The following is a 24,005-nucleotide window of genomic DNA, read 5'->3' as shown; positions in this document are numbered from 1 at the left end:
CGATTGAGGTTGTCCAAATCGGCCACCACGCCCCCAGCCGTTATTGCCTCTATCCAGCCGGGCTTTTTCTTCCCGTTCTTTCTGTTCTTTATCCAGCCGCTCTTTTTCCAGTCGTTCTCTTTCCAGTCTTTCTTTTTCTTCCCTTTCTCTGGGTGTTTGTATTCTGCCGTTAAAGCCGGGTCTTTGCTGACGGGTTTGAGGTTGATTATTATTTACCGTGGTATTGTTTGTAGTAGAATTGACAGTCGTATTATTGACGGTCGTATTGTTGACCGTTGTATTGTTGTTGTAAACAGTTTGTGTATTGCTTACTACTACCCGTTGCGGTTGAACCGGCTGGGATTGATTAACCACTACCACTTTTTCAACAACCTGTGGCGGCTGCTTAACGACAATGATCCTGGTTTGTGCAGGTGGTGGTGCGCTTGAGTAAACGGTTGTGTGGGTTGGATGGCATGCTGCTAGTAAAATTACTAGTCCTGTATAGGAACATACCGATACGAGCTGCTGGTAATTCATGGGGTACAGTTTTTTTAAAGGAAAAACCCCGGCTGTTTTTCAATTGGTTGCACAATTGAACCCGGTGGCTTTATCAATAACGTTTATAATTGTTTTTTGGTATATGAAAAGATTGTAATTCATTAGTAATGTGAATAATATACTGCTGTGCTTTGTTGTTTGTAAATGCGCTTCAATGTGTTAGTGTGATGCGTACGCTTCAATATTAGTGTAGTAGTTATGTTGTTTTGGTTAATGCTTAGCGATTCATTAATTGATATTCCCCGGTTGAGGTATTGATTATTAAATTTATTTAATGTAGCTTAGGAATGTTTTTTCATAACAGTTCCGTATATCCCTTCTTAAACTTTCTTCTCAACCAACGCAGTTTCATTAACAGCTCTGACAGTAAGCTGGATTTTCCGGAAAAAGGTTAAGGGGCCAGTATGCCTTGTTGTAATAAACAAAGCACATCTGTTTTGTATGTATTACTACCATTGCTTCGGGCTTTAAAGGAAATGAAGCGTACTCATAAAAGAGGTATGGCAAAATAATATGTATGGCCCGTCAAAGTAGTAATTCAACTTCTATTGCTTAGTATTTTAAATATGCATCGTATGCAGAAAATTCAATTGAGCGAAGCCGATAACGGAAAAAAGATCCAGCTAAAGATGGATGATCATGTGGTAATACAATTACCTTCCAGTCCCGGTACCGGATATAACTGGGAAGTTCAGCCCAACAGTCATTTTAGCGTATCGCATGAGTACAGGATGCAGGCAGAAGTGGGTATTGGCGCCGGTGGTATGGATATCTTCGAGCTAGACCCGCGAACCCAGGTGCAGAACGGATCTATTAAATTCCTGTACCGCCGGGCGTGGGAAGATGCTTCAAAAGCCGGTAAGCAATTTAGTATCAATTACCAGATACAATGAAGGGAATCAGATGTAAAGACAAGGTAAATTGATTGATTTGTGAAAATAGGGTGAGGAAGTAGGATGTAAGAAATAAATCCACAAACGATCAATATGAATGAAGTTGTTTCAATCTAACTCACTTATTTGCTTAAAGTGATCTTATACGCCGAATAATCGCCCGATGACGAAGAGGTGGAATAACGCGGTTCGTACATGATCATGGTATTGTCGGTAAGTATAAGAATATTATACTTGTGAGCCCGCACATTCACTTTGTAATTCTGCTCAGAGTAGGTGTATTGTGCGGTGTCGTAAGTTTTGTTATAGTATGAATACAGCTTGCCATCTTTTCTGAAATCCAGATACTCCCCGGTTTTCCCTTCATAATTTGAGATCATGGGAGCAAGGCCAGAAGATGACCAGGCAGAGTCGATGAGTTGAACAAGGCTCCATTTGTTCATGAGCCTGTCGGTAACGCTGCTTTCAATCTTTTTTTTGCAGGCGCCCGCAAAGATTACAGTTAAAAAAGCTACACAGGCGATAGCAGTTAACGAACGGTTGCCGTTAACCTGTTTTGGTACGATGTGCATCATGATAATATCCCAAGGGTTTTGATTTATGAACGAAAGGCCCGCTGAATGGCGCCGCCGGTTCTTTTCGCTTATGTTTCACGAGGGAAGGCTTGTATACGACCGGCCGGTATGAAAGCCCATCAGATACTATCGACCGCAGAAAAGATACATGCGACAAACGACAATGTCTTAAACCGATGGCTTTTCATGAATGAAGGTTCATAAAAATAATAAAAATTCCTGATCAGCGTCATGAATATATTAGGTTCCAGAGTTGGCTTCGCTCTCAATATTTGGTAAATTGAGCGCTAATCGACGCTATTTATCATAAACTAAAAAATGATTGCAATGGCCAATAAAGGAAATAACAAGACAAAAATGCGGCCGGGAAGAAGGCGGATCAAAAGTGCCGGGTTTAAAAAGAAGAAGGTAATAACGCGCCGCCGGAAGGTAAAGAACGCAGCCGGTTTTTGTAAAACAACCGGTCCCGATTTTGTGCCCAGTCATATAACCAGGCGGCATACGGGCCGTAATGTCAGGAAGTTGAGGCGAATGGCTGACCATCCGCAACCGCTCAAAGCTGTTTAACTTTCACACTACTTTACTGAGGGGCTAACCGCCACAGGCGGCTGGCCCTTTTCTTTTGGTATCAGGGTAATATTTTGTCAACCTGGTATACGGGTATGGGTGATGGTAGAAGAGCTGGCATGCATTTTTAAAGCCGTTATTGTTGAGAATGGTTATCGTTAGATATAACCGTAAGCACTAATAAGTAAGAAAAAAGCTAAAATGGTTTTCCCTGGTATTGAAAGGAATGGCGTTTTTTTGTAACTTGATATTCGGGGAATTCATAATGTGGAAATTCAAGGTTTGCGCCTCCATTGGATAAAATGTTTTTTCACCTTAAATTCGTGCCGTATGATATATTATTCCGGGATCTCCAAATAACCTATCCGCCTTATTCTCGCACTTAGAAATCATTAACCAGAAACCATCAGCCGCTATATTGCCGCCGCATTTACCATAAGTGCAGGGCATCCGGTTGCAATTGATTGTTTTGTCTTTCAGTAAATTAATTTATTTGATCAATTCGCCTATGAATGCCGCAGGAGTAAGCAATGAAAAGTAGCCAATTTACTGAGACTCAAATTATTGACGGCTTAAAAAGCAACGATAGCCGGGTATTCGATTATTTATTTAATGAATACTATACACAACTGCAATACTTCGCAGAACGCCTGGTAAGCAATCGCGAGGAAGCGCAGGATATCGTTATTACTGTGTTTCGTAAATTCTGGAACCTGAGAGAAAATTTTGGCACCCAAAACAACATAAAGGCCTTTTTTTATATAACGGTCCGCAACCAGTGTCTCGATTACCTGCGGTACAGGCAGCGGTTCAACGAAGTAAAAAAGGAATATGAATCACACCTGCTTTCGGCTGAAGAATTAAAAGGATCGGATCATCTTATCATCGAATCGGACCTCATCAACAGGATCTATAAAGAGGTACAAAAGCTCCCCAACCGGTGTCGCGAAATTTTCATCCTTACGTATTTTAAAGGACTTAAAACGAAGGAGATAGCCACTGCCCTTCAAATTTCCGAGAGCGCGGTCACTACCCAAAGATCATTGGCCATCAAATACTTAAAGCACGCATTTTCACAGGAGGGCTATGTTTTTTTCTGCCTGGTGCTGGCCAGTCTGGAGGCTCAGAGATCATAAAAAAAATATTTCCAATCTTTTTGGACAAACCCACTCTGCCATCCGTTTCTATTATGTAACGGTTACCATATTGTTATTTTTTTCGGTTTAGGCAGGGAAAATAAACATAATCAGATCACATTTTTAAATGCTTAATGAATGGCTGAAGAATCGTATAACCTTTCCAATGAGTTGTTCGAAATGGGAAGTCTTATCTTAAAGTACAACCAGGACGAGCTCACCGAAGAAGAAAGAACAATACTGGATAACTGGGTCAATGCATCAGAAGACAATAAGCAGCTCTTTGCAAAACTTACGAATAACGATGAGTTACAGTCGCGGTTGAATCAGTGGCATGAAATAGAAGGCACCAAAGAAGATGCGCGCAAACGTGCCATGGAGTTGATCTTTCCCGGCGCTTTTGTGGCGCCCATTCAACGGGATACCACAAGAAGTATGTGGAAAACGGTGGCCGCTGCGGCTGTTGTAACAGCCGTACTGGGAACAGGCGCCTGGTTCCTGTTAAAGAAGGAACCGGCAAAGCAGGTAGCTACCGTACAAACAGTAGAAAATACGATACCGGCCGATGCGGCACCGGGAACCTATAAAGCCCAACTGGTATTGGATGATGGAAGTACCATTGAGCTCGACAGTGCAGGTTCAGGAAAACTGGCGCAGCAGGGAAATATGCAGGTGATGAATGCCGACGGGCAGCTGGTGTATACAAAAGACGGCGTAACAAAGGCAACAACCTTATACAATACATTAAAAACAGCCCGGGGACAGATGTATCCGGTAAAGCTATCAGATGGTAGTGCTGTTTGGCTCAACTCTTCCTCTTCAATCCGTTTTCCTGTAGCATTTAATGAACAGGAAAGAAGAGTTGAAATTACGGGCGAAGCGTATTTTGAAATTGCGCACAATGACAGAAAGCCGTTTACGGTATCGGTGAATGGCACTGAAGTGCAGGTAGTGGGAACCGTGTTCAATATTAATTCGTATAGCGATGAGGGTTCAGTGAAAACCACGTTGCTGAAAGGAGCGGTGAAGGTAAAAAGGGGAGGAAGCCAGGTGATGATAAAACCGGGAGAGCAGGCGCAGGTGGTGGCAGATAATATCAAAGTAAATAAAGGTGTAAATATTACGAAGGAAGTAGCGTGGAAGAATGGACTGTTCTATTTTAAAAATGAGAACCTGAAAACCATTATGCGGCAAATAGCCCGCTGGTATGATGTGGATGTAGTGTATGAAGGAAATATAAGCGACGAAGAGATCAGCGGTAAAATATATAGAAATGCAAACCTGTCCGAAGTGTTGAAATTGTTGAATGTGCTGGATGTTAATTATAAAATTGAAGGAAAAAAGTTAATCATTAGAGGCTAAGATACATGCAGTAAAATATAGTGTGAACATGCATGAAAACCCCATAAAGCCATGAAACAGGTTTGCACATACGATACCATAAAGAAAAATGAAGGCACAACGCCCGAAAAGGAGCAGTTTTTTAATGCACTTTACCGGGAATACTGGTACAAAGTATTTCGCCATTCGTATGAATATACAGGGTCGAAACAGGAGGCGGAAGATATGGCGCAGGAAGTGTTTTTAAAGTTGTGGCAACAACTCGACAGGTTAAGCGCAGTAATGACAAATGCGAAAGGATATTTGTTTATCATGACGAGGAACAGTTGCCATAATCATTATAAAAAAGAATTGCGCAAGAGGCCGTTGTATAAGGATTATTGCCGCCTCAGTGAAGATTCATATACGCATGATGCGGTAGTAGTAAAAGAAATAGGCCGTATAGCGATGAAAGCCGTACAACAGCTGCCCGAAAAGCAAAAGCGGGTATTTATTTATCGCGATATGGGATTGGGCCGCAAAGAGATTGCCTCCATAATGAAGGTATCGGTAAACACGGTAGATGCCTCTATAAATATAGCCATGAAGAAAGTACAACAGTATGTAAGCCGGAAACTTGAATTATCATTGGCTGCATAAGAACGATCGACCTTATCCATTGCTCTTTACCATTTGATTGATATTGAAACCCGGGTAGTTTATACGTTAGGACTTACAGCCCTCCACTACTGATTGAGTAGAGGGCTTTCTTTTGTTGAGTGAGAGAAACCGGGAAAGGCCTAAGAGAAATAGTTAAAATCTGTGCTGCCGAAAATGATTGCGTAGAAGTAAAAGGATAACGCTTTATGTAATGATGACGGCAGCACTGTTTTTTCCGGATAAAAAAAGCTGTATGATAAGGCAGAGTTAGTGCAACTGCAGATTATATAGTGTATCCAAACCATGAAAAGCGATAACGGTTGTATGGCCTGAGCGAGCGCAACCATGAACATTAAACTGTTAAAAACCGCTACGAAAATGAAAGCAACCAGGCAATTAATCAGCCTCTGTTTGGTTATTGGTATGACCATAACAAGCTACGTAACATTTTTCCCTCCTGTAAAAGAGGGTTCCACAACTTTCACAAGTATTCAAACCTGCATATACAATACAACAGCTTCCGGTTACGGAAGTAAATTCTTATCCAAATACTGTATTACGACAACTTCACTAAGCATTGGGAATGTTTACAGGTACAACAGCCAGTATGTACAATTAAGCTGAGCTGTTGGCTTTGTTTTGCATTCTGTACCAATACCCTTGATCAAAACGACCATACCTTCATCCTCGCGAACAATTGCCATTAGCATACTGCTAACCATAACCAAATCCGCAAAAAGTTAACCGCCACGGAGAGGCAGAAAAATGCCGATTGTGTTGGAAGCACAACCGGCTGATTCAGGTTAACGAAAATTAACGTTGGAGCGTATAATTATTTAACCTAACACACAAAACTATGACAGATTTTGTATCTGGCAAAGGCTCCCTTTTGGGGGTAAAACCAAAACTATTACTGCTGGAAAGGGGATTGTCAAAAACATTGCGGATCATGAAGTTAACTGCTATTTTTTTATTGGCTGCCGCGCTGCAGGTTACTGCAAAAGGCCTCGCCCAGGAGAAAATAACCCTGGCGCTGAACAATGCGTCGCTCGAGAAGGTATTTGAACAGATCGAGGTCCAAACCGGTTTCGTGTTTATTTACAAGGATGAAACGGTAAAGGACAAGAAGGTTAGTATACAGGTTACCAATGCTACACTGGCACAAACACTGGATGCATGTTTAAAAGGGCAGGAGTTATCTTATAAGATCGTAGGGAAGAGTGTGGCGATAAAGGCGGAGAAAGTAACTCCGGCGATGCCTGGCGGCGCCGCACCCCCGTTTATCGATGTTAGGGGACGGGTGGTGAATGAGAAGGGCGAGCCGGTTGAGGGGGTTACGGTTTTAGTGAAAGGAATAGACAAGAAAACGCTGACAGATAAAAATGGCGAATTTTCACTGACGACAGTTGAGCAGGATGCGGTATTGGTTTTTACGCATATTGGAATGGAGACTTTTGAGTTGAAGGTAAGTGGAAAGACGGAGTTGGCGATTTCGCTCAAAGCGAAAATTAGTGAGTTGAGTGGAGTTGTTGTTTCGGTAAATACTGGTTATCAGGAGATACCAAAAGAAAGGGCAACCGGTTCTTTTTCGGAGCCAATCAAACATATGTATACTTCCAGGGTTTCAACGGACATCTTAAGCAGGTTGGAAGGTATTACCAGTGGACTTGCTTTTAACACACCTGGTATAACTGGTAGCTCTACACCAAAATTGAGTATCAGAGGACGAAGCACCATTTATGCTAACGACAATCCTTTAATTGTAATAGACGGCTTTCCCTACGATGGTGATATCAATAATATAAACCCCAACGACATTGAAAATATAAATGTTCTTAAAGATGCTGCAGCAGCTTCAATATGGGGTGTCAGAGCTGGCAACGGGGTAATCGTTATTACAACAAAGAAAGGAAAATTGAATGAAGCTTTGAAAGTACAATTGAACAGTAATATTTCCATTAGTGAAAAGCCCGATCTTTTTTACTCTCCCAGCTTTGTTTCATCAAATGAGTTTATTGGTGTAGAAAATTATCTTTTTGAGAAAGGGTTTTATGACGGGGATCTGAATGATGCATCTAGTCCTCCCATTTCACCAGTTGTGCAAATTTTGGATCAGGTCAGAAGAGGTACTTTGTCACAAAGTGAGGCTGGTAAGCAAATTGACGAGTTTAAGACCCTTGATGTTCGAAACGACTTGTCGAGGTATTTTTACAGAAGGATGGTTAATCAACAGTATGCGCTAAGCTTAAGTGGAGGAAACAACAGATTGAACCACTATGTTTCCATTGGTATTGATAGAAATAGAACCACGCAGAAAGAGGAAGGGTTTAACCGGTTTACGTTAAACTCGATGAATACTTTTGTTCCGGTAAAAAATCTGGAAATTACAGGTGGGTTCAATTATATACAATCATCTGCCGGTAAGGATAATACTTTAAGTCAGATTTCTACAGGAGGAGGATACAATACTGTATATCCATATGCTTCATTGGCAGGTGAGGATGGTGCACCTTTATCTTTTGTAAAAGACTATTCAACTGCCTATGTTGACTGGGCGGAATCAAATGGTTATCTCAATGGAAAGTTTTATCCTTTAGAAGAATTACGCGGAGGGTGGAATACAAGTAAAACGCGGAACAGTGATATTCGATTGAGTACACGATTAAAGTACACAATAATTGAGGGTTTGAGCGCTGAAATTCGTTACCAATATCAAAGAGCGCTTTCGAGAGCAAAAGACTTACATACCGATCAAAGCTATTATACTAGATATTTTATAAACCGGTATGCTTCAGCCAACCCTGATAGTTCTTTTGCAGGGTATAATATTCCATATGGAAGTATCTTGGCTAACTCAACAAGTGAACTTAGCTCAAATAACCTCCGCGGCCAGATAAGCTACTTTAATACTTGGGGCAAACATTTTGTTACAATGATCGCCGGCTCAGAAGTAAGAGAGGTAAAGACAGAAAGTAATAGTTTCACGCTTTATGGATATAATGATGAACTAGGTACGTCCCAGCCTGTCAATAATACCACTGTATTTCCAACTAATCCAGTAGGAAGTGCGCTTATTCCTTACGGCAATTCAACTGGAGGTTCGTTGGACAGGTTTCGATCTTATTATTTTAACGGCGCTTATACGTTTGACGATCGTTACACATTGTCATTGAGTGGTAGAGTCGACGGTTCAAATTATTTTGGTGTGGAGACTAACCAGAAGAACGTTCCCCTATGGTCTGTTGGAGGAAAATGGAATATCGATCATGAGCGGTTTTACCATTCAAGCGTATTTCCTTTATTGCGCCTAAGGGCAACTTTTGGCTATAATGGAAACTTAGATAAAAACATAACTGCTGTTTCTACAATTTTCTACCCGGGGTACACAGGCCCGCTGACAAATGCAGTCTTTGCCAGATTGAATAATGTAGGTAATCCGGAACTTCGTTGGGAAAAGATCGGCATTTTCAATGTTGGATTAGATTTTGGTACGGCGAAGAATATCCTTTCAGGAAGTATTGAATATTTCCATAAAAACGGAGTTGATATGATCGGCTATTCTCCATTTGCGCCTAGCACTGGTATTACCAACTTACAGGGTAATTATGCTAAAATTAAAGGGAATGGAGTGGATATCCAGATTACGTCGAAGAATATCGACAAGCAAATTAAATGGACTACTACATTTATTTTCAGTTGGGCAAAGGATATTGTAAATAAATACACAGGAACAAATATTCAACCGAGTGGATTAGTAGGTGCCGGACAAATTGTTTCTCCTGTTGAGGGTAAACCGGTATATGGTATTTATAGCTTCAAATGGGCTGGTCTTGATCCAGCTACAGGCGATCCCCAGGGTTTCGATTCATCAAAAGGCGTCAGTAAAAATTACACAGATCTCTTAAGCCCGACTTCTGTCAATAGTTTGGTTTTTCATGGACCCGCACGGCCTGTAATTTTTGGAGGCATCAATAACCGCATTTCATATAAAAACTTTGGATTGACCTTTAATATTTCCTATAAGCTGGGTTATTATTTCAATCGTAATAGTGTCAACTATAGCATGCTCTTCAATTCATGGAGCCTGCACAAAGATTTTACTCGGAGATGGCAGAAAGCAGGAGATGAAAATAGTACCAATGTGCCTTCAATGTCATATCCTGCCAATGCTAACAGGGACAGGTTTTATCAATATTCGGAAATACTTGTCGAAAGGGGAGATCATATACGTTTGCAGGATGTTAGCCTCAGCTATGATTTTCAGGGAAAGCTGTTCAACCGCATGTTATCATTAAGCAATATTCAGGTATATTTTTATGCAAATAACCTTGGCATATTATGGAGAGCTAATGATGAAAAAATAGATCCTGATTATCCTTTCAATGGATTTCCGGCGCCACGGACTTTTGCTTTTGGCATTAAAGCAGGCTTTTAATTAGTAACCGTTAATAAAGTAATATGAAATCTATATATAACGCATACAAATCAATTGTGCTGATCGGAATGTCGGTGGTTTTAATTGCCTTTTGTTCCTGCAAGAAGGATTGGCTCGACGCAAAACCCAACAAGGCTTTGGCAGTCCCCAGTACCGTCCGGGACTACCAGGCTTTGCTTGATAATTCAAATAGTTTATTTAATATCGGAGCACCTGGTCTTGGCGAGATTTCCTCTGATAATTGTTATATGACTGTACCTGTATTGCAGGCGAGAGAAATTGAAGAAAGAAACTCCTATATATGGGCAAAAGATATTTATGAAGGTATGACCACACTTGATTGGGAAGAGCCTTATCGGCGAATTTTGAATACTAATATTATATTAGATGGCATTCAGAAAGTATCAAAGGACGCGTCAGTAGTAAATGCTTGGAATAATGTCAAGGGCAGTGCACTTTTTTATCGAGCGTTTGATTTTTTTAACCTTTCACAGGTTTTTGCTGGTACTTATACCAATGGAGCTGCTAACAGTGAACTAGGAATTCCATTGCGTTTGTCCAGCAATGTGAATGAAAAGCCTGTTCGGTCAAACTTGCAGCATACCTACCATCAGATATTAAGTGATCTTCAGCAGTCAATTACTTTATTACCCGTTCGACCGGAGTATAAAACCCGGCCATCAAAACCAGCAGCATTTGCAATGCTTTCCAGGGTCTACTTATCAATGAGTGATTTTGAAAGTGCGGGTAAGTATGCTGATTCTGCACTTAGAATAACTGACTCCCTGATAGACTACAACACACTTAAGCCTTCTGATGCTCGTCCATTTAAGCGGTATAATCCTGAGGTAATCTTTCACAATTTAATGCTGGTATATGGAGGGCTGGTTGTTAGTAGAATGGATACAGTGCTTTTAAAATCATATGAAGTTAATGATCTCCGGATGTCATTATTTGCAAACAGCGTTAACTCAAGATTTAAAGGTTCGTACGATGGAACTTCCAGTCCGTTTAATGGTTTAGCCACTGATGAGATGTACCTAATAAGATCGGAGTGTAAAGCAAGATTAGGTGATGTATCAGGTGCAATGGCCGATCTTAATGCTCTACTTGTAAAAAGATGGAAAACCGGATTATTTGTTCCGGTTGTAGCTAATTCTACAGATGAAGCTTTGGTAAAGATATTAAGTGAACGAAGAAAAGAATTATGTTTTAGAGGGTTGAGATGGACCGACCTCAAAAGATTAAACAGGGAGCCTAAATTTGCCAAAACCCTAACCCGTGTGGTGGATACCCAGGTGTATACTTTACCGCCGAACGATCCGAGATATGTATTGCCAATCCCATTAACAGAAATCAGGATTAGCGGAATTGAACAAAATCCCAGATAGCATTATAGTTGTGAGCCGTCATCCTGTTTTATCTGACCTATTTCTAAATAAAATTTAACCAGACATGTATCGATTCTTGAAAAATGTTTTGATTTTGATTGTTTTGATTGTCTGTACTTTTTTAAATGTAAAAGCTCAGAAAAATAAGGTAATTATTTCAGGAAAGTTTATTGGTAATAATAATTCAGCCGACTCACTTACGCTTTGTTATTGGGATAACGTTATATCCAATCAAAAAAAAGATTTTACCATTAAACGGCAGTATAGTAGTAAAGTGGTCAATCATTCATTTAGTTTTGAAATTGACAGCATTTATGATTTGTCCTATATTACAATTGGGAGAAATAAATTCAGGGGTGTACCTATTCCTCTATTAGACTTAATGATAGTTTCGCCCGGCGACAATGTTCATGTGGAAATAGGTGCAGCTGAGATAAATGAGCAGGAGAAACAATGGCTTACTGATGATAATGGGGAAAAGCTTTGTACTAATTGTGATATGTTTAGATTCTCTGGTAAATCGGCCGCTACTTATTCAGTTCAATACCAGTTGTGGGAGGAAACAAAAAGGTTGCAAGCAATTTGGGATACTACTTCTATTGCTAATAGCCGTGTCAGAGACCTGGTGGAACAATCGAGGAGATTGTATAGTAATATGAATTATGTTTTAACAGGAGGATTAAAATATTTGGAAATATTAAGACACTCTGTCTCTTCAAGCGTTTTCGGATTATTGACAGCTGATCTGCAGGGACGAATACAGGAGCTTTATTTTAGAGGAATGAATTATCATTTGAAGTTCACTAAACGGATGGGCGCTGCCAACGAGGTGTACCTTTTTCGCGATGAATATAACAGCATAAGAGATAATTTTAAAGTTATTGAAAGGCCTGAGGTACAGGCGAAATCAAATATATTGCCCTCTACTATTTTATTTAAGTTAGCCTTGGAAAGTACCCTTTTTGAAGAAAATGACATTTATAGTTTGATAAAAGATAAATATAGCGGGATATTGCAGGAGCGGTTGCTTACTAGTTATTTACTCAATAATACTAATCTTCCGAAAATTGATAGTTTGTTGGGAGAAGCTGTATTATTAGTGAATGATAAGAGATATAAGGAGGTGTTGTCTTCTACTCTGGAAAATCAGAAGATTGGCAGTGGTTTTTTCAATTATCCGCTTTTGGATACTTCTGGGAAAGTTTTTCAACTCTCTTGTTTAAAGGGTAAGATAATTTTTATAGATTTTTGGTTTACAGGCTGTGGTGGTTGTATGCAATACTATAAACAACATGTTTCGAAGGCGGAAAATAAATTTGAAAATAACGAAGACGTGGTATTTGTAACTATATCGATTGATGGGAATAAAGATAAATGGTTGCAAGGATTGCGTAGCGGTGAATATACTTCAGCCAAAGCAATTAACCTTTATACAAATGGGCAGGGAGTGGCTCATCCTATCATTAAACGGTTAAACATTATCGCATATCCTTTTTCAATAATTCTCGATAGAGAAGGTAAATTACTGATAAGTGATAGTGAAAAACTTAGAAAAGGTGGGGTTGAGAAATTAATTCTTACCATCAATGAGGCAATAAGCAAGCGATAAAAGCCATTGATCATCGATCAATGGCTTTACATATAATTAGAAACTACTATTGGTAGCTGCCATTTGTGTCATGGCTAACAAAAGTGCCAGTTGGTTGGCTATTAACTGCAGGAGCACTTATTTGATTCCAAGAAGCCAAACAAGTTTTTGTTGAACTGCTAAGACACTCTCCACCATCGTTGGGTTGAAACTTATAATCGGCTGGATTTGTGCTGCGATCAACTCCAGATACTCTTGTGAACTGATAGTTAGTGCTAGGTGAAGTTTTGAAAGCGCTAGCTGCTACAATCACTACAGCAAGGATAGCTGCTGTCATTTGCATCTTTTTCATAAAATAAAATTTGTTAATAAAGTTAATGATTACTTACTCTTTTATACAGGTTTTCAGTTGCCCCTGATATGCGCATATTTCTATTAAAATATTTTCATCTAAGCTAAATTTTGTGTCGGTGTATTTCTTTGATAGGGGAGTCGATCGGTATCGTGGGCTTTGTCTTTTCTCATTATAATAATTCCAAAGATCGCAATGCAGACGAAAAATAAATTTAAGATCGAATGCTGTGTCCAAGTTAAGTTTTTAATTATTCCTCCACAAGAGCATGGAACTTTATCAAAAACCTTAAATAAAACCAATGTTGTATAGATCGTGAATAATGACATTAAAATTAGTGAGCCATATAAGCCTTTGAGCCGGGTTTTATTAAAAATCAGCATTACAGCTAAACCTATTTCAACCGCTGGTACCGCCCAAACCAATATACCTGATAACCATTTCGGGAATGGTTGGTTGTTCATGTCATATATGAAGCCTTTGAAATCCGTAAACTTGCTCAGGCTAGCATATAAAAATAAGAATACAAGAGCTGATGAAAATATATTTACGAGCTGTTCTTTTTTCATGAATTAGTATTTAATGATCTATAACTTATGATTATTCGTCAATGTATTCGCCATCAGTAGCAATCGATTGAAATTTGGCAGTAATGTCTGGATGTGCGTATAAGTTGGGAATAGTATTTTGTGACCAATAAGCCGCGCAGGTTATATTTACCGCGGCAGTACAAGAGCCATACGGAGCATAATAATAATCATTTGGATTCGTCGATCGTGGCGGTCCTGTTACTTTGTGAAAGATAAAATGCGATTTCTTATTGAAACTGCTTGTGATTATTATAAACAGAATAGCCATGCATGCCGATAAAATTGAGATCTCTGATATTTTAAATTTCTTCATATGCAATATTTATGTGTTGCTGGAATGCCTATACGTACACTACCAAGAATCAAACGAGTTAAAGTTTATCTAGTACCAGCAGAGTCTGAATAGGAGAAATTATATTGTCGTATTTTTTATGGTCGGTCTTGTCTTTTTGGGGTGTGAGTCCTTTTAATCTGTATGCAAGATAACTCACCATCTTTATCGCATTTGCACTTTTTTTTACCATTTTCTCACTTTTTATTTGTGTAGGTATCACCGTTATAAAATAGCATGTTGCTTTTGCTTACTGCAGGGTGCCTTAATTAAAGAAAAAAGGCAGCACAGCAAGCCACTGTTAAAAACCTTCTATAATAGATCAGGAAAGGCCGTTGTAGTTGTTACCTGGTACCAGAATCCCATTGCCGGGCCCTGGGGTTCAGAATGTTTCCCTGTTGTCAGGTTGCCTGAATTAATTTCCCGGTAACTGGTAACCGATAACTCAACATTCATCTTAGCGTATCTTCGGTTTCAACCGCTTCTTCAAATATCTGATGCAATTTACACTCCCTTATTTTCGCTGTTTGCATTTTTTTTATACAAAATCACACTTTTACTTCTTCTGTTTGCACGCCTTGGTTGAAATGCCTGTGCGTACTGGGTTTCGTGCGATGACGCGTTCAACGTTATTATAAAAAGGTTAGTCACGCAATGTGTTTTGTATAACTGTGCATCACCGTGCATCAGCAATGTTTACTGTATAACTGCTGCAGGCAAACGTACTGTTCACTGGCAACCGGTCAACGAGTTAACTCGTCAACAAGTCAACTCGTCAACTACCATCAACCTGCCTGCAACAGTTCATTAACATCAATAAATAACGAAGTAAAACTTCAACTAACATGCTTCCTGCAACGGCAGGGGCACATAACGGCTTCGCCATTGTCCGGGAGTAATGCCATGTACATCTTTAAACGCCCGTACAAACGAACTTTGCGCACTGTAACCGCATTTCGCGGTTATCTCCTGCATGGTCAGGTCATCCTGCATTAGCAGATTGGCCGCGGCCTCCAGGCGTTTCCTTATCTCGTATTCCTTGATACGGGTGCCGAATAACTGCCTGAATCCCTGGTGCAGCAAATTGATACCAATTTGTGAATGTGTCTGGTGAATGAGCGTTGAGATCGTTTTAATTTCCAGCGGATGCTGATCGATGTAGTCTTTAATGGATTGAATAGCTTCCAGATAAGGTCTCCTCAAACGTTTCTGGTTCATAAGATAATTTTAAGATAAAGGTTTATATTGATGCATATTGTACACTGATGCATGAGATCCGTACACGTATACCATTGTAAATACCAGTTGCATTATGTTTGCCGGGACGGATAAAAATTTCGCAGGGGAGGAGTCGCTATTACCAAATGTAATTTTTTTTTCCGGAACGCTCAAGGTCAATTTTTAAACAAAACATTAAATCTGGTCCTGTACTACATGGATATGCTTCACCGGTATATTTAAATTTATCATTTTCAATAAAGTAATCCACGGCCGTTTTCGGTAAAACATTATTGCACATTTTCACGTTTTGCATTTTCTGCAATTACCGTTAGTCCTTTTTCGCAGTTTTGTTTTGTAATTGCCTGAGTGAATGTTGCAACAGTGTAGATCAACAGGAAAAGAAAAGCATTGCTTTATTCCAAACAGTAGCTTATTGATTTGTGCCGTACACATACTATTGGCCTTTGTAATGCGAATCGCATTTCTTGTAACTTCTACTGTGCCCACGATAATGAGTTTAATTGATTAAAGAAACAGGTATCCGGGTGTTTTGAAATGACCATGGTCAATAAAACACATTCTGGTAAGAGAAGCGATATTGGAATTTGGTATAATTTATACCTTTGTGTTGGAAAGAAAGTGAAAATAGTATAGTAGTTTACATTTTTACCGGTTAGAGTAAGCTAATTGTAAAGGTTTACAATTTGTTGTCCGATCAATGCGGTTGGCCGCTTTTTTTGATCGGGATCAAGTGAATTTAGCTCTAAGGTCGAAACTTAATGTGTTGTCGTTTTGAATTATAAATCTAATGGATCATAACCTGGCTCAAAGACTTAAGGCGTTCCGGGAAAGAACAAAAATTAAAATGCCTGCCATTGCCCTTCTTACCGGCATAGCAAAGGAAACCTTATACAAATGGGAAAAGGGAACCAAACCCAGTGATCTAAACGATTATTTCAGGTTAAAAGCGTACCTCGATGAAATGGAGAACAAATTCCATGAGGAGCAGCTTGAAAGGGATACTCAAAAACCCGCTACGCTCAGGTTGCCGCTGAACCTGAACCTGTTGCCTGTTCCTCAAACTGATGGCAAAGCTGCTGCCGGTACCATTACCTTTTTTAATGATGAACCTGAACTTATTGTCGACCGCATCAATGCACCTTTTCTGGGGCCTGTAGATGGCGTTATTGAAGTAACGGGTGAAAGCATGGCGCCTACCTTCGGCAATGGCTGCCGTATAGGCATTATCAGGCTGAACGACTCAAGAATACTTAACTGGGGGCTGCATTACTACATAATTGATAAAAACTGGCAGGGAATCATTCGTCGGGTATACAAAGGCGAAACAGAGAACAGTCTCCTGCTTGTTTCAGACAATCCCAATCAACACCTCTTTCCGCCAATTCAGCGTACCTGGGAGCAAATTGAAGCTGTATTTAAAATAATTGCCGGCATATTAAGATATTAAAATATATAATATTTTCTTAAAGCGGCGTTATTCCTGCCTTTTTAGCCGTTTTATATAATTTTTTTTTACTTCAGTTTAGTACAGCAAGATTGCTTAATTGTTTTAAGTAATAGAAAAATCAAACATATGGTTAACTGCTACCATTGCTCTGGTAAAGTGTAAGTGCGTTCTTCCTTTATTACAATTGTAATGTGATTAATAAAACAGGTTCAATGAAAATTTTGAACCTGTTTTATTCATTAGAGCCGGAAAGTGGAAAATAGTATAAAATCACCTGTAGGGTATGGATTGTGAAATAGCTTATTCTGAAATAACCCTTTTTGTATAATTTCTTAACGTTTTTCTACTTCCAGGATCTCTTCGTCGGGCAAGCCGGTTACTTCTCTAATTACCTGTAAAGCAGCTGCTTTAGTAAGGTTATCGCTGTTCTTCTGAATGTATCTGGCTATGGTAAACTCTGTACAGCCAAGAACATCCATCAAGCGGCGGCGGGTAACTGGATTGTTGATCGCCTTTAATGCTTTTTGGCTGAGTTTCATTATTTCTTAATTTGGTACAGTAATTTTGCTACATAAAGATAATGGAAAATGTTCCATTTTATATAAAACATTAGTGTAATTCTTTACTTCTTTTCACTTAATTGATTGATATCAATGGAAATTGGCAAAAGGTTAAAGGAGTTCCGGAAAAAGAAGAAAATTAAGATGCCTGCCATTGCAGCAGCTACCGGTATTTCTAAAGAAAACCTGTACAAGTGGGAGAAAGGTACAAAGCCCAGCGACTTTGGATTATATAACAAGCTGGTTGAGTATCTCAATGAAATGGAGAATGTGCCCGACCAGGTTTCTGAAGATCCAAAATTGAATGGTAACAGAAAAACAAGATCATCTGCTGCCGCTTTTTTAACCGGTATTTTTCTTGCGCAGGATGAAGAACCATTATTGTTGTTCGATAACAATATTGCTCCCGGCAACATTGTAACCATAAGCGAACAACCTGTTCTCATTACAGCACGTATAGAGGCGCCCGTTATCGGTGATGTTGATGGCGTTATACCGGTTACCGGCGATAGCATGGAACCAAAATTCCGAAGCGGCAACTGGATCGCCATAAAAAAACTACGCTTCACAAAGATCCTCAATGCCGGCTTCTTTTATTATATAGTCGACAAAAACCTCAAAGGCATCATAAGAAGGGTAAGGCCCGGCGGCGAAAATAACAGCATCATTCTCTCTGCCGAAAACGCAAATGATTATCCTGAAACCACCCGAAAAATGGATGATATACTGGCCATCTTCAGCATAGAAGCCGTAATATTCAAATAAGTGCTTTTTCTCATTTGTACAACCCCTATCTGGCGCTGCATTTTCCTCATATCGGTCTGCCTTAGTAGTTACATAATGCTCCGCTACAGGTAAACCTGTAACAACATTTTATTGAATCGTCATATACAGGAATAACCACCATTCCGCACGTTATTTTGTATTGCTACCATCCAAATCTTATTATATGAATAAAACTATTCTTGTAGTTGACGACTCCGATTTCGTAGTGCAAATGCTCCGGTTCACCCTCGAACAGGAAGGATATACCACCCTGGCCGGCATCGATGGGGAAGATGCCTTAAAACATTTCGACGGCCAGCATATCGATATGGTAATAACCGATCTGAATATGCCAAAGCTCGACGGACTGGGCCTTATCAATTCCATTCGCCTGAATGCCGGTTACCAGCACATTCCCATCGTATTATTCGATTCCTATCATTTGAACGATGCCGACTACCTGAAAAGCACGGGCGCTAACGCATTGATGTCGAAAGATATGATGGGCGAACAATTGATCCCTACCGTTAAACAATGGATCGGGTAATTGCAAAAAAAAGCTCTCCCACCTTTAACTCCCACACAGGGGAGGGCAGGAGAGCCGGCCTTCGCAAACAACCTTTGATTGTAACACTAGTTTTTCAATGGTATCGAAACGTTACCCGGTGTATTGAAATCAAGTTCATTCTGGGGAACATCCCAATAATCCATATAGTTATACTCCATAAAACACGGAGTAGGTATTGAACCGGTTTGTGGCGGCGTTAATAAATTGCCGGGAATGATCACAATGGCATTGGCCCTGCCTCCGCCTTGTGAAGCCGGTTTGGTTACACCCCAGCGCCGTGCATCGTAAAAAGCGGTTCCCCACAAAAAGAGCGCTACCCTTCTTTCCCGTCTGAACTCTTCCAGCGCCGCGTCAGCATTTAAACCCGTGCCCGCTACATGCGCAAGCCCTGAGTTTTGAAAATCCCTAACGGCATCAACCAGTTGCAAACCGGCTTCTATGCTTCCGGTGCGTATCAATGCTTCCGCCTTCATCAACTGGTTTTCTTCATAGCTGCACACCAACGGCACCAGGCCCCTGTTATCGCCGGTTGCATACAGTCCGCCATCTTCAATGAATACCGGGTTCCAGCGGGTACCAAACTGCAGGCCGCGGCCCCGTTCATTTACTTTTGGTACTGAAAAAGGAACAAACCCTTTTTGCAAGCGGGTATCATTGGGTTTGAACTCCTGTATAAACCGCTCGCTCACAAACGTGAACTGATTTACTTCGCCAATAAATGCATAAGGATGAAAGAAACCCAGCGATACGTCATTGGCTCCGCTGGGGTCCATACCAAACCGGAAGATCACATCTGTAGCCTGTATGCCCTGGTTGGCTAGTGTAATTATTTGCTGCCACTGGGCGGCCGTCATTTCAGTGATCTTTGTATTGGCCATCAGGTTGCGTGCCTGTAATGAATATACCTGCCGCTTCCACATAGCCGGCGTTACTATCTTCTTGTTGTCGTTAAAAGATGCAACAATGGCCTGCATAATATTGGTATACTCTGCTGATTCAGTAACGGCGTTCAGGGTTGTCAAGCATTCGTTCAGCACCTTGTCGGCCTCTGCAAGAATGGCGGTATGGTCAACAAATTCGCCATTGGTGACGCCGGCCTTTGTGGGTATTACGCCTGCCAGGTACATAGAGCCTATGCGTGAGAATGCATATCCCTTCCACCATAAGGCCCATGCTTTGAACGTATTCTTTTTATTTTCCGCATCACCGGATAAAACCAATTCCGGGTTGTCCAATGCTTCCAGTAATTGATTGGCCTGTGCTATGATGTAATAATTCACCGCCCATTCATACTGAAATGCATTCAGTTCGCCGGCGCCGCGTGAATCAAAACCCTGCAGCTGTGTTTTTTGATCAACGCCATTGGGGTTGGTTATTACCGTGCCGTTTGGCAGGGTGATCCTGAATACCTGGTCAACCCAGCGGAAGCCGTAATTGCCATAAGGGCAATACGCCTCATCGCCCATAATGCTGTGGTTGGTAAGGGCAATATGGAAAATATTGGTATTGCCTTCATCGGGCACATTGGCCATCATTTTTTGCAGAATGCCCAATGAAAAATTCTTCAACCCCGCTTCGGTTATCAGTGATAGTTCGGGTGTTGGTTTATTGGGATCATTCAGTTCGAGGGATGATTTCCTGCAGGCTCCCCCGGCTATAATTATAATCAGAATATATATAAGATGTCGTTTCATAAAAATCAGATTTACGTTAGAATTGAAGGTTTACGCCAAGCTGAAATGAACGCAGGTTGGGAATGGAAAAATAATCAGCTCCAATATTCGATCCTGCGCCTACAGAACGGTTACCCTGGCTGTCCTGGGCCGATGTGGCTTCGGGATCAAGTCCTTCGTAATCTGTGATGGTTAACAGGTTCCTGCCTGAAGCGGTAATGGCAATGCCCTTTACCCATGGTACGTTCAATGCGCTGCCTAACTGGTAGGTAAATGTGAGGTCGCGCATTCTCCAGAACGAACCATCTTCTACAAACCATCCTGTACGCTGAACGCTATTGTATAAACTGTTATAGAAATTTACAAAAGCGCCTGTTTGTCCGTTGACGGTGATCGACTTGTCGAAATCCTTTTGCAGTCTGTCGCGGTACATCCATTGTTTGGTCAGGTTGTAGATCTCATTGCCACGGTACCAGTCCCACTGCATGGAAATATTCAATTTGTTCCAAAGCGTAACATTGTTGATGAACGACATGGTAAAATCAGGATAAGCATTGCCCGAGATAGCCTGGTCGGTTGCATCGGTAAGCCGTACCCGCTTGGTGGTTTTGTTCACGACAACACCGTTTACCACTTCGTAATCTCCGGCTTCGTTTTCCGGGATGTACCTTGTTTTATCGGCAGTGCGGGTTTGATCGATGCTTGTCAGTGGATTTTGCGTGTAAAAATTACCCAGCGATTCGCCTTCTTTTACAATGAACAATCCGTTTACAAAATCGCGGCCATTGGCTACTTTATCAACTTTTGTTTTGAACGTACCGAACCGGACACCCAACTGCCAGTCGACGTTTTTGTTGGTATACATAGAAGCGTCTAAACTAACATCTGCACCTTTTACGGTCAATTCAATCAGGTTGTCCCTTATCTGCTGGGCGCCGCTTGAAGGCGGCAGGTCTACGTATTGAATATTGTTCCTGTTGTTCTTGTTCCAGTAAGTGAACGACAGGCTTATCCTGTTTAACCACTCTTTTGCCGATGGGGTAATGATGATATCGGTTCCAACTTCCAGTTCGCGCACTTCCTGCACTCTCAGGTTCCGGTTACCCAAAATGTTCGGCAGATACAACCCTACACCTTCGCCTAATTGTATCGAGCCCAGTGTTGTCTGGCGCGAATAATATTCGCCGTCAAATTCATTGGGTGGAATACCGGCGGCGCCATAAGCTGCCCTTATTTTCCATTCGGTTAGCCGGGTTACATCCAGCAGTTCTACCGGCCGGAAATAAACCGTTCCGCGGCCGAAGGTGAATGGTTCACTCTGGTCGCCGAATTGGGAGTTATAGTCTGAGCGGAAACCGCCGGTAACGCCGAATAAGTTGCCGAAGTCGATGGTTTGATTTACCAGGTAGCCGAACGTAATGTATTCAAACCGGCCGTCGCCGCTGGTTTTTAGTGCTGCTGCGGAAATATTCGTGGGCGGATATTGCGGCAGGTTCAACCCCTGTGAAAAGAAGGAATTGTATTCGAGTTTGCGCCAGTCGTATGAAAGTTGGGTAGTGGTGGTAATGGGCACATCTATTTTAAAGTCTTTCCTGAAATCCGTTCTGAAATATACGGTCGACAGTGCATTCTGATAAGTTGATTTCGCATAATCGTTCCGTATGCTGCCCTGTGCGGTATTTCCCCAGAAACCCAACGCCACCTGTGGCGCCGCTTCCTGGTTTTTGTACAGGTCCTGGAACTCCGAATTCCATAATTCTATTCCATACTTGAAATCAAGTTCCAAAAAGCGCGGGAACTTGTAGTTCAGGTTGCTGTTATTGATAATGCGGGTATCCTTGCTGTAGCGCGAATGCCAGTCTTTTTCCGACAATACGTTCACCTGGTTTTCATCCCTTGGCCGCACAACGGTTAAACTGGTGCCGGGGTAGGTCGATGTAAAATCTATCCACGGATACGAGTTGATCATTTCAAACCGGTTGTTATTCGTGCCTTCAAACAAGGCGTCTACATTATACTTTATACGCGAGGTTACGTTGTAAGTGCCCGAAATCAGGTCTTCATCCTGCAGTATTACCTGTGTACTGTTGCGGGCGGTAAAACCTTTGAATATTTCAAAGCCAAGGTTGGCCGACATATTCGTACGCCTGAACCGGTTGGCCAGTACATTCTCCTGGTTAAGATGCGTAAGCGTAAATGAATAATCTGTTTTGTTTCCGCCGCCTGATATACCTAGTGAATTGGTGGTTGAAACAGCCGTTTGATACGCCTGCTCGAGGTGGTTGTACATGGCGAGGTTCGACGGATAGGTTTTGTCATTCTTCAAATCGAAATCGGTATTGAAATCGTCTTCCGCCGGTTCGGGCCACATGCCTAAACTGTCGGGCCTTAAAATATCACCGTTACGATCGAGGATATTCCCGTTGGCATCCTGGGTGAAGTGATGGTATTTGGCGCTTAAGGTTTTGTCTTTACCAAGTATAACCTTGTCGATACTTACTTTCGACAGCAGGCTTATACTTATTGCCTTATTGCGGCTGCCCTTTTTCGTGAATATCTGTATAACGCCATTGGCGCCCTGTGCGCCATACAGCATACCGGCTGCCGGCCCTTTGGCGATCTCTACCTTTTCTACATTCGCTACATCGAGCCCGTTTATATCGGTTACCTGTACACCATCGACCAATATAATGGGGTTCGATGAACCGAGGGAATTGATACCGCGTAAAATGATATTGGCCTTTTGCCCCGGTTCACCCGAAGTGGTTTGTATTTGTGCACCGGCCACTTTACCTATCAATGCCTGATCAATAGAAATAATAGCCGATTTGGCAAGGTCTTTATTGCCAACACTGGCAACGTCTATCGACAGCTTTTTCTTTTCCGTAGCAACACCCGTACCGGTCACTACGATCTCGCTAAGCGCTTTTATTTCTGTTATTAACTGTACATCGAGTACTGTGCGGTTTCGAATGCTCATTTCTGTGGCTTCATAGCCTACACCCGAAAATACAAGGATGGCATTTTCGGGAGCGTTTAATTTAAACGATCCGTCGGCAGCCGTGGTGGTGCCCGATAGGGTGCCCTTGATGGTTACAGATATGCCCTGTAAGGGTGCGCCGCTGGCGTCGGTAATTTTTCCGGTAACTGATTTTGTTTGCGCAAAGGCCGTAAGCAGTATACTGGTTGTTATAAGAAGTGCTAACAGTTTCTTCATAGTCTCATGTTATAGGTTTAAAAAACAAGTATCCCCTGCAATGAAAAAGCGGTGAGAATAGCTTTCCCATTACTTAAGCCCTGTTATTTTCCGGGTATGATTGCGATGGGCAGGATTGAAATGGAAGTTGTTTGTATTAGGCCCTAATACCTGAT

Annotated in this window: 19 protein-coding genes; 11 read left to right on the top strand and 8 right to left on the bottom strand. The window is 41.3% G+C overall.

Annotated elements, in window-relative coordinates; all coding sequences use genetic code 11:
- Nucleotides 1-519: hypothetical protein (locus tag A4R26_RS25540; RefSeq protein ID WP_207625818.1), on the bottom strand; the 519-nt coding region annotated here is incomplete at its 3' end.
- Between the two features lie 596 nt (nucleotides 520-1,115).
- Here A4R26_RS25540 and A4R26_RS25535 point away from each other — a divergent pair.
- Nucleotides 1,116-1,433, top strand: a complete 318-nt coding sequence (locus A4R26_RS25535) for a protease inhibitor I42 family protein (RefSeq protein WP_165760411.1) — start codon at nucleotides 1,116-1,118, stop codon at nucleotides 1,431-1,433.
- 122 nt (nucleotides 1,434-1,555) lie between these two features.
- On the opposite strand, the gene A4R26_RS25530 is transcribed toward A4R26_RS25535, so the two are convergent.
- Nucleotides 1,556-2,008: a hypothetical protein gene (locus tag A4R26_RS25530; protein ID WP_081169365.1), complete on the bottom strand. Its 453-nt coding sequence runs from the start codon at nucleotides 2,006-2,008 to the stop codon at nucleotides 1,556-1,558.
- A gap of 327 nt (nucleotides 2,009-2,335) precedes the next feature.
- On the opposite strand from A4R26_RS25530, the gene A4R26_RS25525 reads away from it, so the two are divergent.
- From A4R26_RS25525 to A4R26_RS25490, 7 genes are all read left to right on the top strand, one after another.
- Nucleotides 2,336-2,575, top strand: a complete 240-nt coding sequence (locus tag A4R26_RS25525; protein WP_081169364.1) for a hypothetical protein — start codon at nucleotides 2,336-2,338, stop codon at nucleotides 2,573-2,575.
- Nucleotides 2,576-3,105: 530 nt separating this feature from the next.
- Complete coding sequence (locus tag A4R26_RS25520; protein ID WP_081169363.1) at nucleotides 3,106-3,711, top strand: RNA polymerase sigma factor; 606 nt, start codon at nucleotides 3,106-3,108, stop codon at nucleotides 3,709-3,711.
- 138 nt (nucleotides 3,712-3,849) lie between these two features.
- Nucleotides 3,850-5,073 (top strand): FecR family protein, encoded by a 1,224-nt coding sequence (locus A4R26_RS25515; RefSeq protein ID WP_081169362.1) that lies wholly within the window; start codon nucleotides 3,850-3,852, stop codon nucleotides 5,071-5,073.
- A 51-nt stretch (nucleotides 5,074-5,124) separates the two neighbouring features.
- Nucleotides 5,125-5,691 carry an RNA polymerase sigma factor gene (locus A4R26_RS25510; RefSeq protein ID WP_081169361.1) on the top strand — a complete coding sequence of 189 codons (567 nt, stop codon included), beginning with the start codon at nucleotides 5,125-5,127 and terminating at the stop codon, nucleotides 5,689-5,691.
- An 856-nt stretch (nucleotides 5,692-6,547) separates the two neighbouring features.
- Nucleotides 6,548-10,126 carry a SusC/RagA family TonB-linked outer membrane protein gene (locus A4R26_RS25500; protein ID WP_081169359.1) on the top strand — a complete coding sequence of 1,193 codons (3,579 nt, stop codon included), beginning with the start codon at nucleotides 6,548-6,550 and terminating at the stop codon, nucleotides 10,124-10,126.
- A gap of 23 nt (nucleotides 10,127-10,149) precedes the next feature.
- On the top strand, nucleotides 10,150-11,517 hold the full coding sequence (locus A4R26_RS25495) for a RagB/SusD family nutrient uptake outer membrane protein (RefSeq protein ID WP_081169358.1): 1,368 nt from the start codon (nucleotides 10,150-10,152) through the stop codon (nucleotides 11,515-11,517).
- A 64-nt stretch (nucleotides 11,518-11,581) separates the two neighbouring features.
- The gene (locus A4R26_RS25490) at nucleotides 11,582-13,126 is read left to right on the top strand and encodes a TlpA family protein disulfide reductase (RefSeq protein WP_081169357.1); all 1,545 of its coding nucleotides are present in this window, start codon (nucleotides 11,582-11,584) and stop codon (nucleotides 13,124-13,126) included.
- 46 nt (nucleotides 13,127-13,172) lie between these two features.
- Here the strand turns inward: A4R26_RS25490 and A4R26_RS25485 are convergent, their stop codons facing one another.
- From A4R26_RS25485 to A4R26_RS25470, 3 genes are all read right to left on the bottom strand, one after another.
- Nucleotides 13,173-13,457 carry a hypothetical protein gene (locus A4R26_RS25485; protein WP_081169356.1) on the bottom strand — a complete coding sequence of 95 codons (285 nt, stop codon included), beginning with the start codon at nucleotides 13,455-13,457 and terminating at the stop codon, nucleotides 13,173-13,175.
- 98 nt (nucleotides 13,458-13,555) lie between these two features.
- Nucleotides 13,556-14,026, bottom strand: coding sequence for a DoxX family protein (locus A4R26_RS25480; protein ID WP_081169355.1), 471 nt, complete (start codon nucleotides 14,024-14,026; stop codon nucleotides 13,556-13,558).
- 1,192 nt (nucleotides 14,027-15,218) lie between these two features.
- Entirely contained in the window at nucleotides 15,219-15,596 is a 378-nt protein-coding gene (locus A4R26_RS25470; protein ID WP_081169353.1) for a helix-turn-helix domain-containing protein, read from the bottom strand.
- 811 nt (nucleotides 15,597-16,407) lie between these two features.
- On the opposite strand from A4R26_RS25470, the gene A4R26_RS25465 reads away from it, so the two are divergent.
- Nucleotides 16,408-17,067: a LexA family transcriptional regulator gene (locus tag A4R26_RS25465; RefSeq protein ID WP_081169352.1), complete on the top strand. Its 660-nt coding sequence runs from the start codon at nucleotides 16,408-16,410 to the stop codon at nucleotides 17,065-17,067.
- Between the two features lie 332 nt (nucleotides 17,068-17,399).
- Here the strand turns inward: A4R26_RS25465 and A4R26_RS25460 are convergent, their stop codons facing one another.
- Nucleotides 17,400-17,606, bottom strand: a complete 207-nt coding sequence (locus tag A4R26_RS25460; protein ID WP_081169351.1) for a hypothetical protein — start codon at nucleotides 17,604-17,606, stop codon at nucleotides 17,400-17,402.
- A 114-nt stretch (nucleotides 17,607-17,720) separates the two neighbouring features.
- On the opposite strand from A4R26_RS25460, the gene A4R26_RS25455 reads away from it, so the two are divergent.
- Together A4R26_RS25455 and A4R26_RS25450 are read left to right on the top strand one after the other, a co-directional pair.
- Nucleotides 17,721-18,392 carry an XRE family transcriptional regulator gene (locus tag A4R26_RS25455; RefSeq protein WP_081169350.1) on the top strand — a complete coding sequence of 224 codons (672 nt, stop codon included), beginning with the start codon at nucleotides 17,721-17,723 and terminating at the stop codon, nucleotides 18,390-18,392.
- A 184-nt stretch (nucleotides 18,393-18,576) separates the two neighbouring features.
- A complete protein-coding gene (locus A4R26_RS25450; protein ID WP_081169349.1) occupies nucleotides 18,577-18,939 on the top strand; it encodes a response regulator in 363 nt (120 codons plus the stop codon).
- Between the two features lie 86 nt (nucleotides 18,940-19,025).
- On the opposite strand, the gene A4R26_RS25445 is transcribed toward A4R26_RS25450, so the two are convergent.
- The gene (locus tag A4R26_RS25445) at nucleotides 19,026-20,654 is read right to left on the bottom strand and encodes a RagB/SusD family nutrient uptake outer membrane protein (protein WP_081169348.1); all 1,629 of its coding nucleotides are present in this window, start codon (nucleotides 20,652-20,654) and stop codon (nucleotides 19,026-19,028) included.
- 16 nt (nucleotides 20,655-20,670) lie between these two features.
- Nucleotides 20,671-23,850: a SusC/RagA family TonB-linked outer membrane protein gene (locus A4R26_RS25440; protein WP_081169347.1), complete on the bottom strand. Its 3,180-nt coding sequence runs from the start codon at nucleotides 23,848-23,850 to the stop codon at nucleotides 20,671-20,673.
- Between the last annotated feature and the right edge of the window lie 155 nt (nucleotides 23,851-24,005).

Source organism: Niastella populi (assembly GCF_002078015.1).
In the GTDB taxonomy this organism is placed as follows: Bacteria; Bacteroidota; Bacteroidia; order Chitinophagales; family Chitinophagaceae; genus Niastella; species Niastella populi.
This window is presented reverse-complemented; position numbering and strand designations above follow the sequence as displayed.

Coding starts and splice junctions, on each gene's coding strand:
- A4R26_RS25535 (WP_165760411.1), top strand. CDS start 1,116: ATGCAGAAAATTCAATTGAGCGAAGCCGATAACGGAAAAAAGATCCAG.
- A4R26_RS25530 (WP_081169365.1), bottom strand. CDS start 2,008: ATGATGCACATCGTACCAAAACAGGTTAACGGCAACCGTTCGTTAACT.
- A4R26_RS25525 (WP_081169364.1), top strand. CDS start 2,336: ATGGCCAATAAAGGAAATAACAAGACAAAAATGCGGCCGGGAAGAAGG.
- A4R26_RS25520 (WP_081169363.1), top strand. CDS start 3,106: ATGAAAAGTAGCCAATTTACTGAGACTCAAATTATTGACGGCTTAAAA.
- A4R26_RS25515 (WP_081169362.1), top strand. CDS start 3,850: ATGGCTGAAGAATCGTATAACCTTTCCAATGAGTTGTTCGAAATGGGA.
- A4R26_RS25510 (WP_081169361.1), top strand. CDS start 5,125: ATGAAACAGGTTTGCACATACGATACCATAAAGAAAAATGAAGGCACA.
- A4R26_RS25500 (WP_081169359.1), top strand. CDS start 6,548: ATGACAGATTTTGTATCTGGCAAAGGCTCCCTTTTGGGGGTAAAACCA.
- A4R26_RS25495 (WP_081169358.1), top strand. CDS start 10,150: ATGAAATCTATATATAACGCATACAAATCAATTGTGCTGATCGGAATG.
- A4R26_RS25490 (WP_081169357.1), top strand. CDS start 11,582: ATGTATCGATTCTTGAAAAATGTTTTGATTTTGATTGTTTTGATTGTC.
- A4R26_RS25485 (WP_081169356.1), bottom strand. CDS start 13,457: ATGAAAAAGATGCAAATGACAGCAGCTATCCTTGCTGTAGTGATTGTA.
- A4R26_RS25480 (WP_081169355.1), bottom strand. CDS start 14,026: ATGAAAAAAGAACAGCTCGTAAATATATTTTCATCAGCTCTTGTATTC.
- A4R26_RS25470 (WP_081169353.1), bottom strand. CDS start 15,596: ATGAACCAGAAACGTTTGAGGAGACCTTATCTGGAAGCTATTCAATCC.
- A4R26_RS25465 (WP_081169352.1), top strand. CDS start 16,408: ATGGATCATAACCTGGCTCAAAGACTTAAGGCGTTCCGGGAAAGAACA.
- A4R26_RS25460 (WP_081169351.1), bottom strand. CDS start 17,606: ATGAAACTCAGCCAAAAAGCATTAAAGGCGATCAACAATCCAGTTACC.
- A4R26_RS25455 (WP_081169350.1), top strand. CDS start 17,721: ATGGAAATTGGCAAAAGGTTAAAGGAGTTCCGGAAAAAGAAGAAAATT.
- A4R26_RS25450 (WP_081169349.1), top strand. CDS start 18,577: ATGAATAAAACTATTCTTGTAGTTGACGACTCCGATTTCGTAGTGCAA.
- A4R26_RS25445 (WP_081169348.1), bottom strand. CDS start 20,654: ATGAAACGACATCTTATATATATTCTGATTATAATTATAGCCGGGGGA.
- A4R26_RS25440 (WP_081169347.1), bottom strand. CDS start 23,850: ATGAAGAAACTGTTAGCACTTCTTATAACAACCAGTATACTGCTTACG.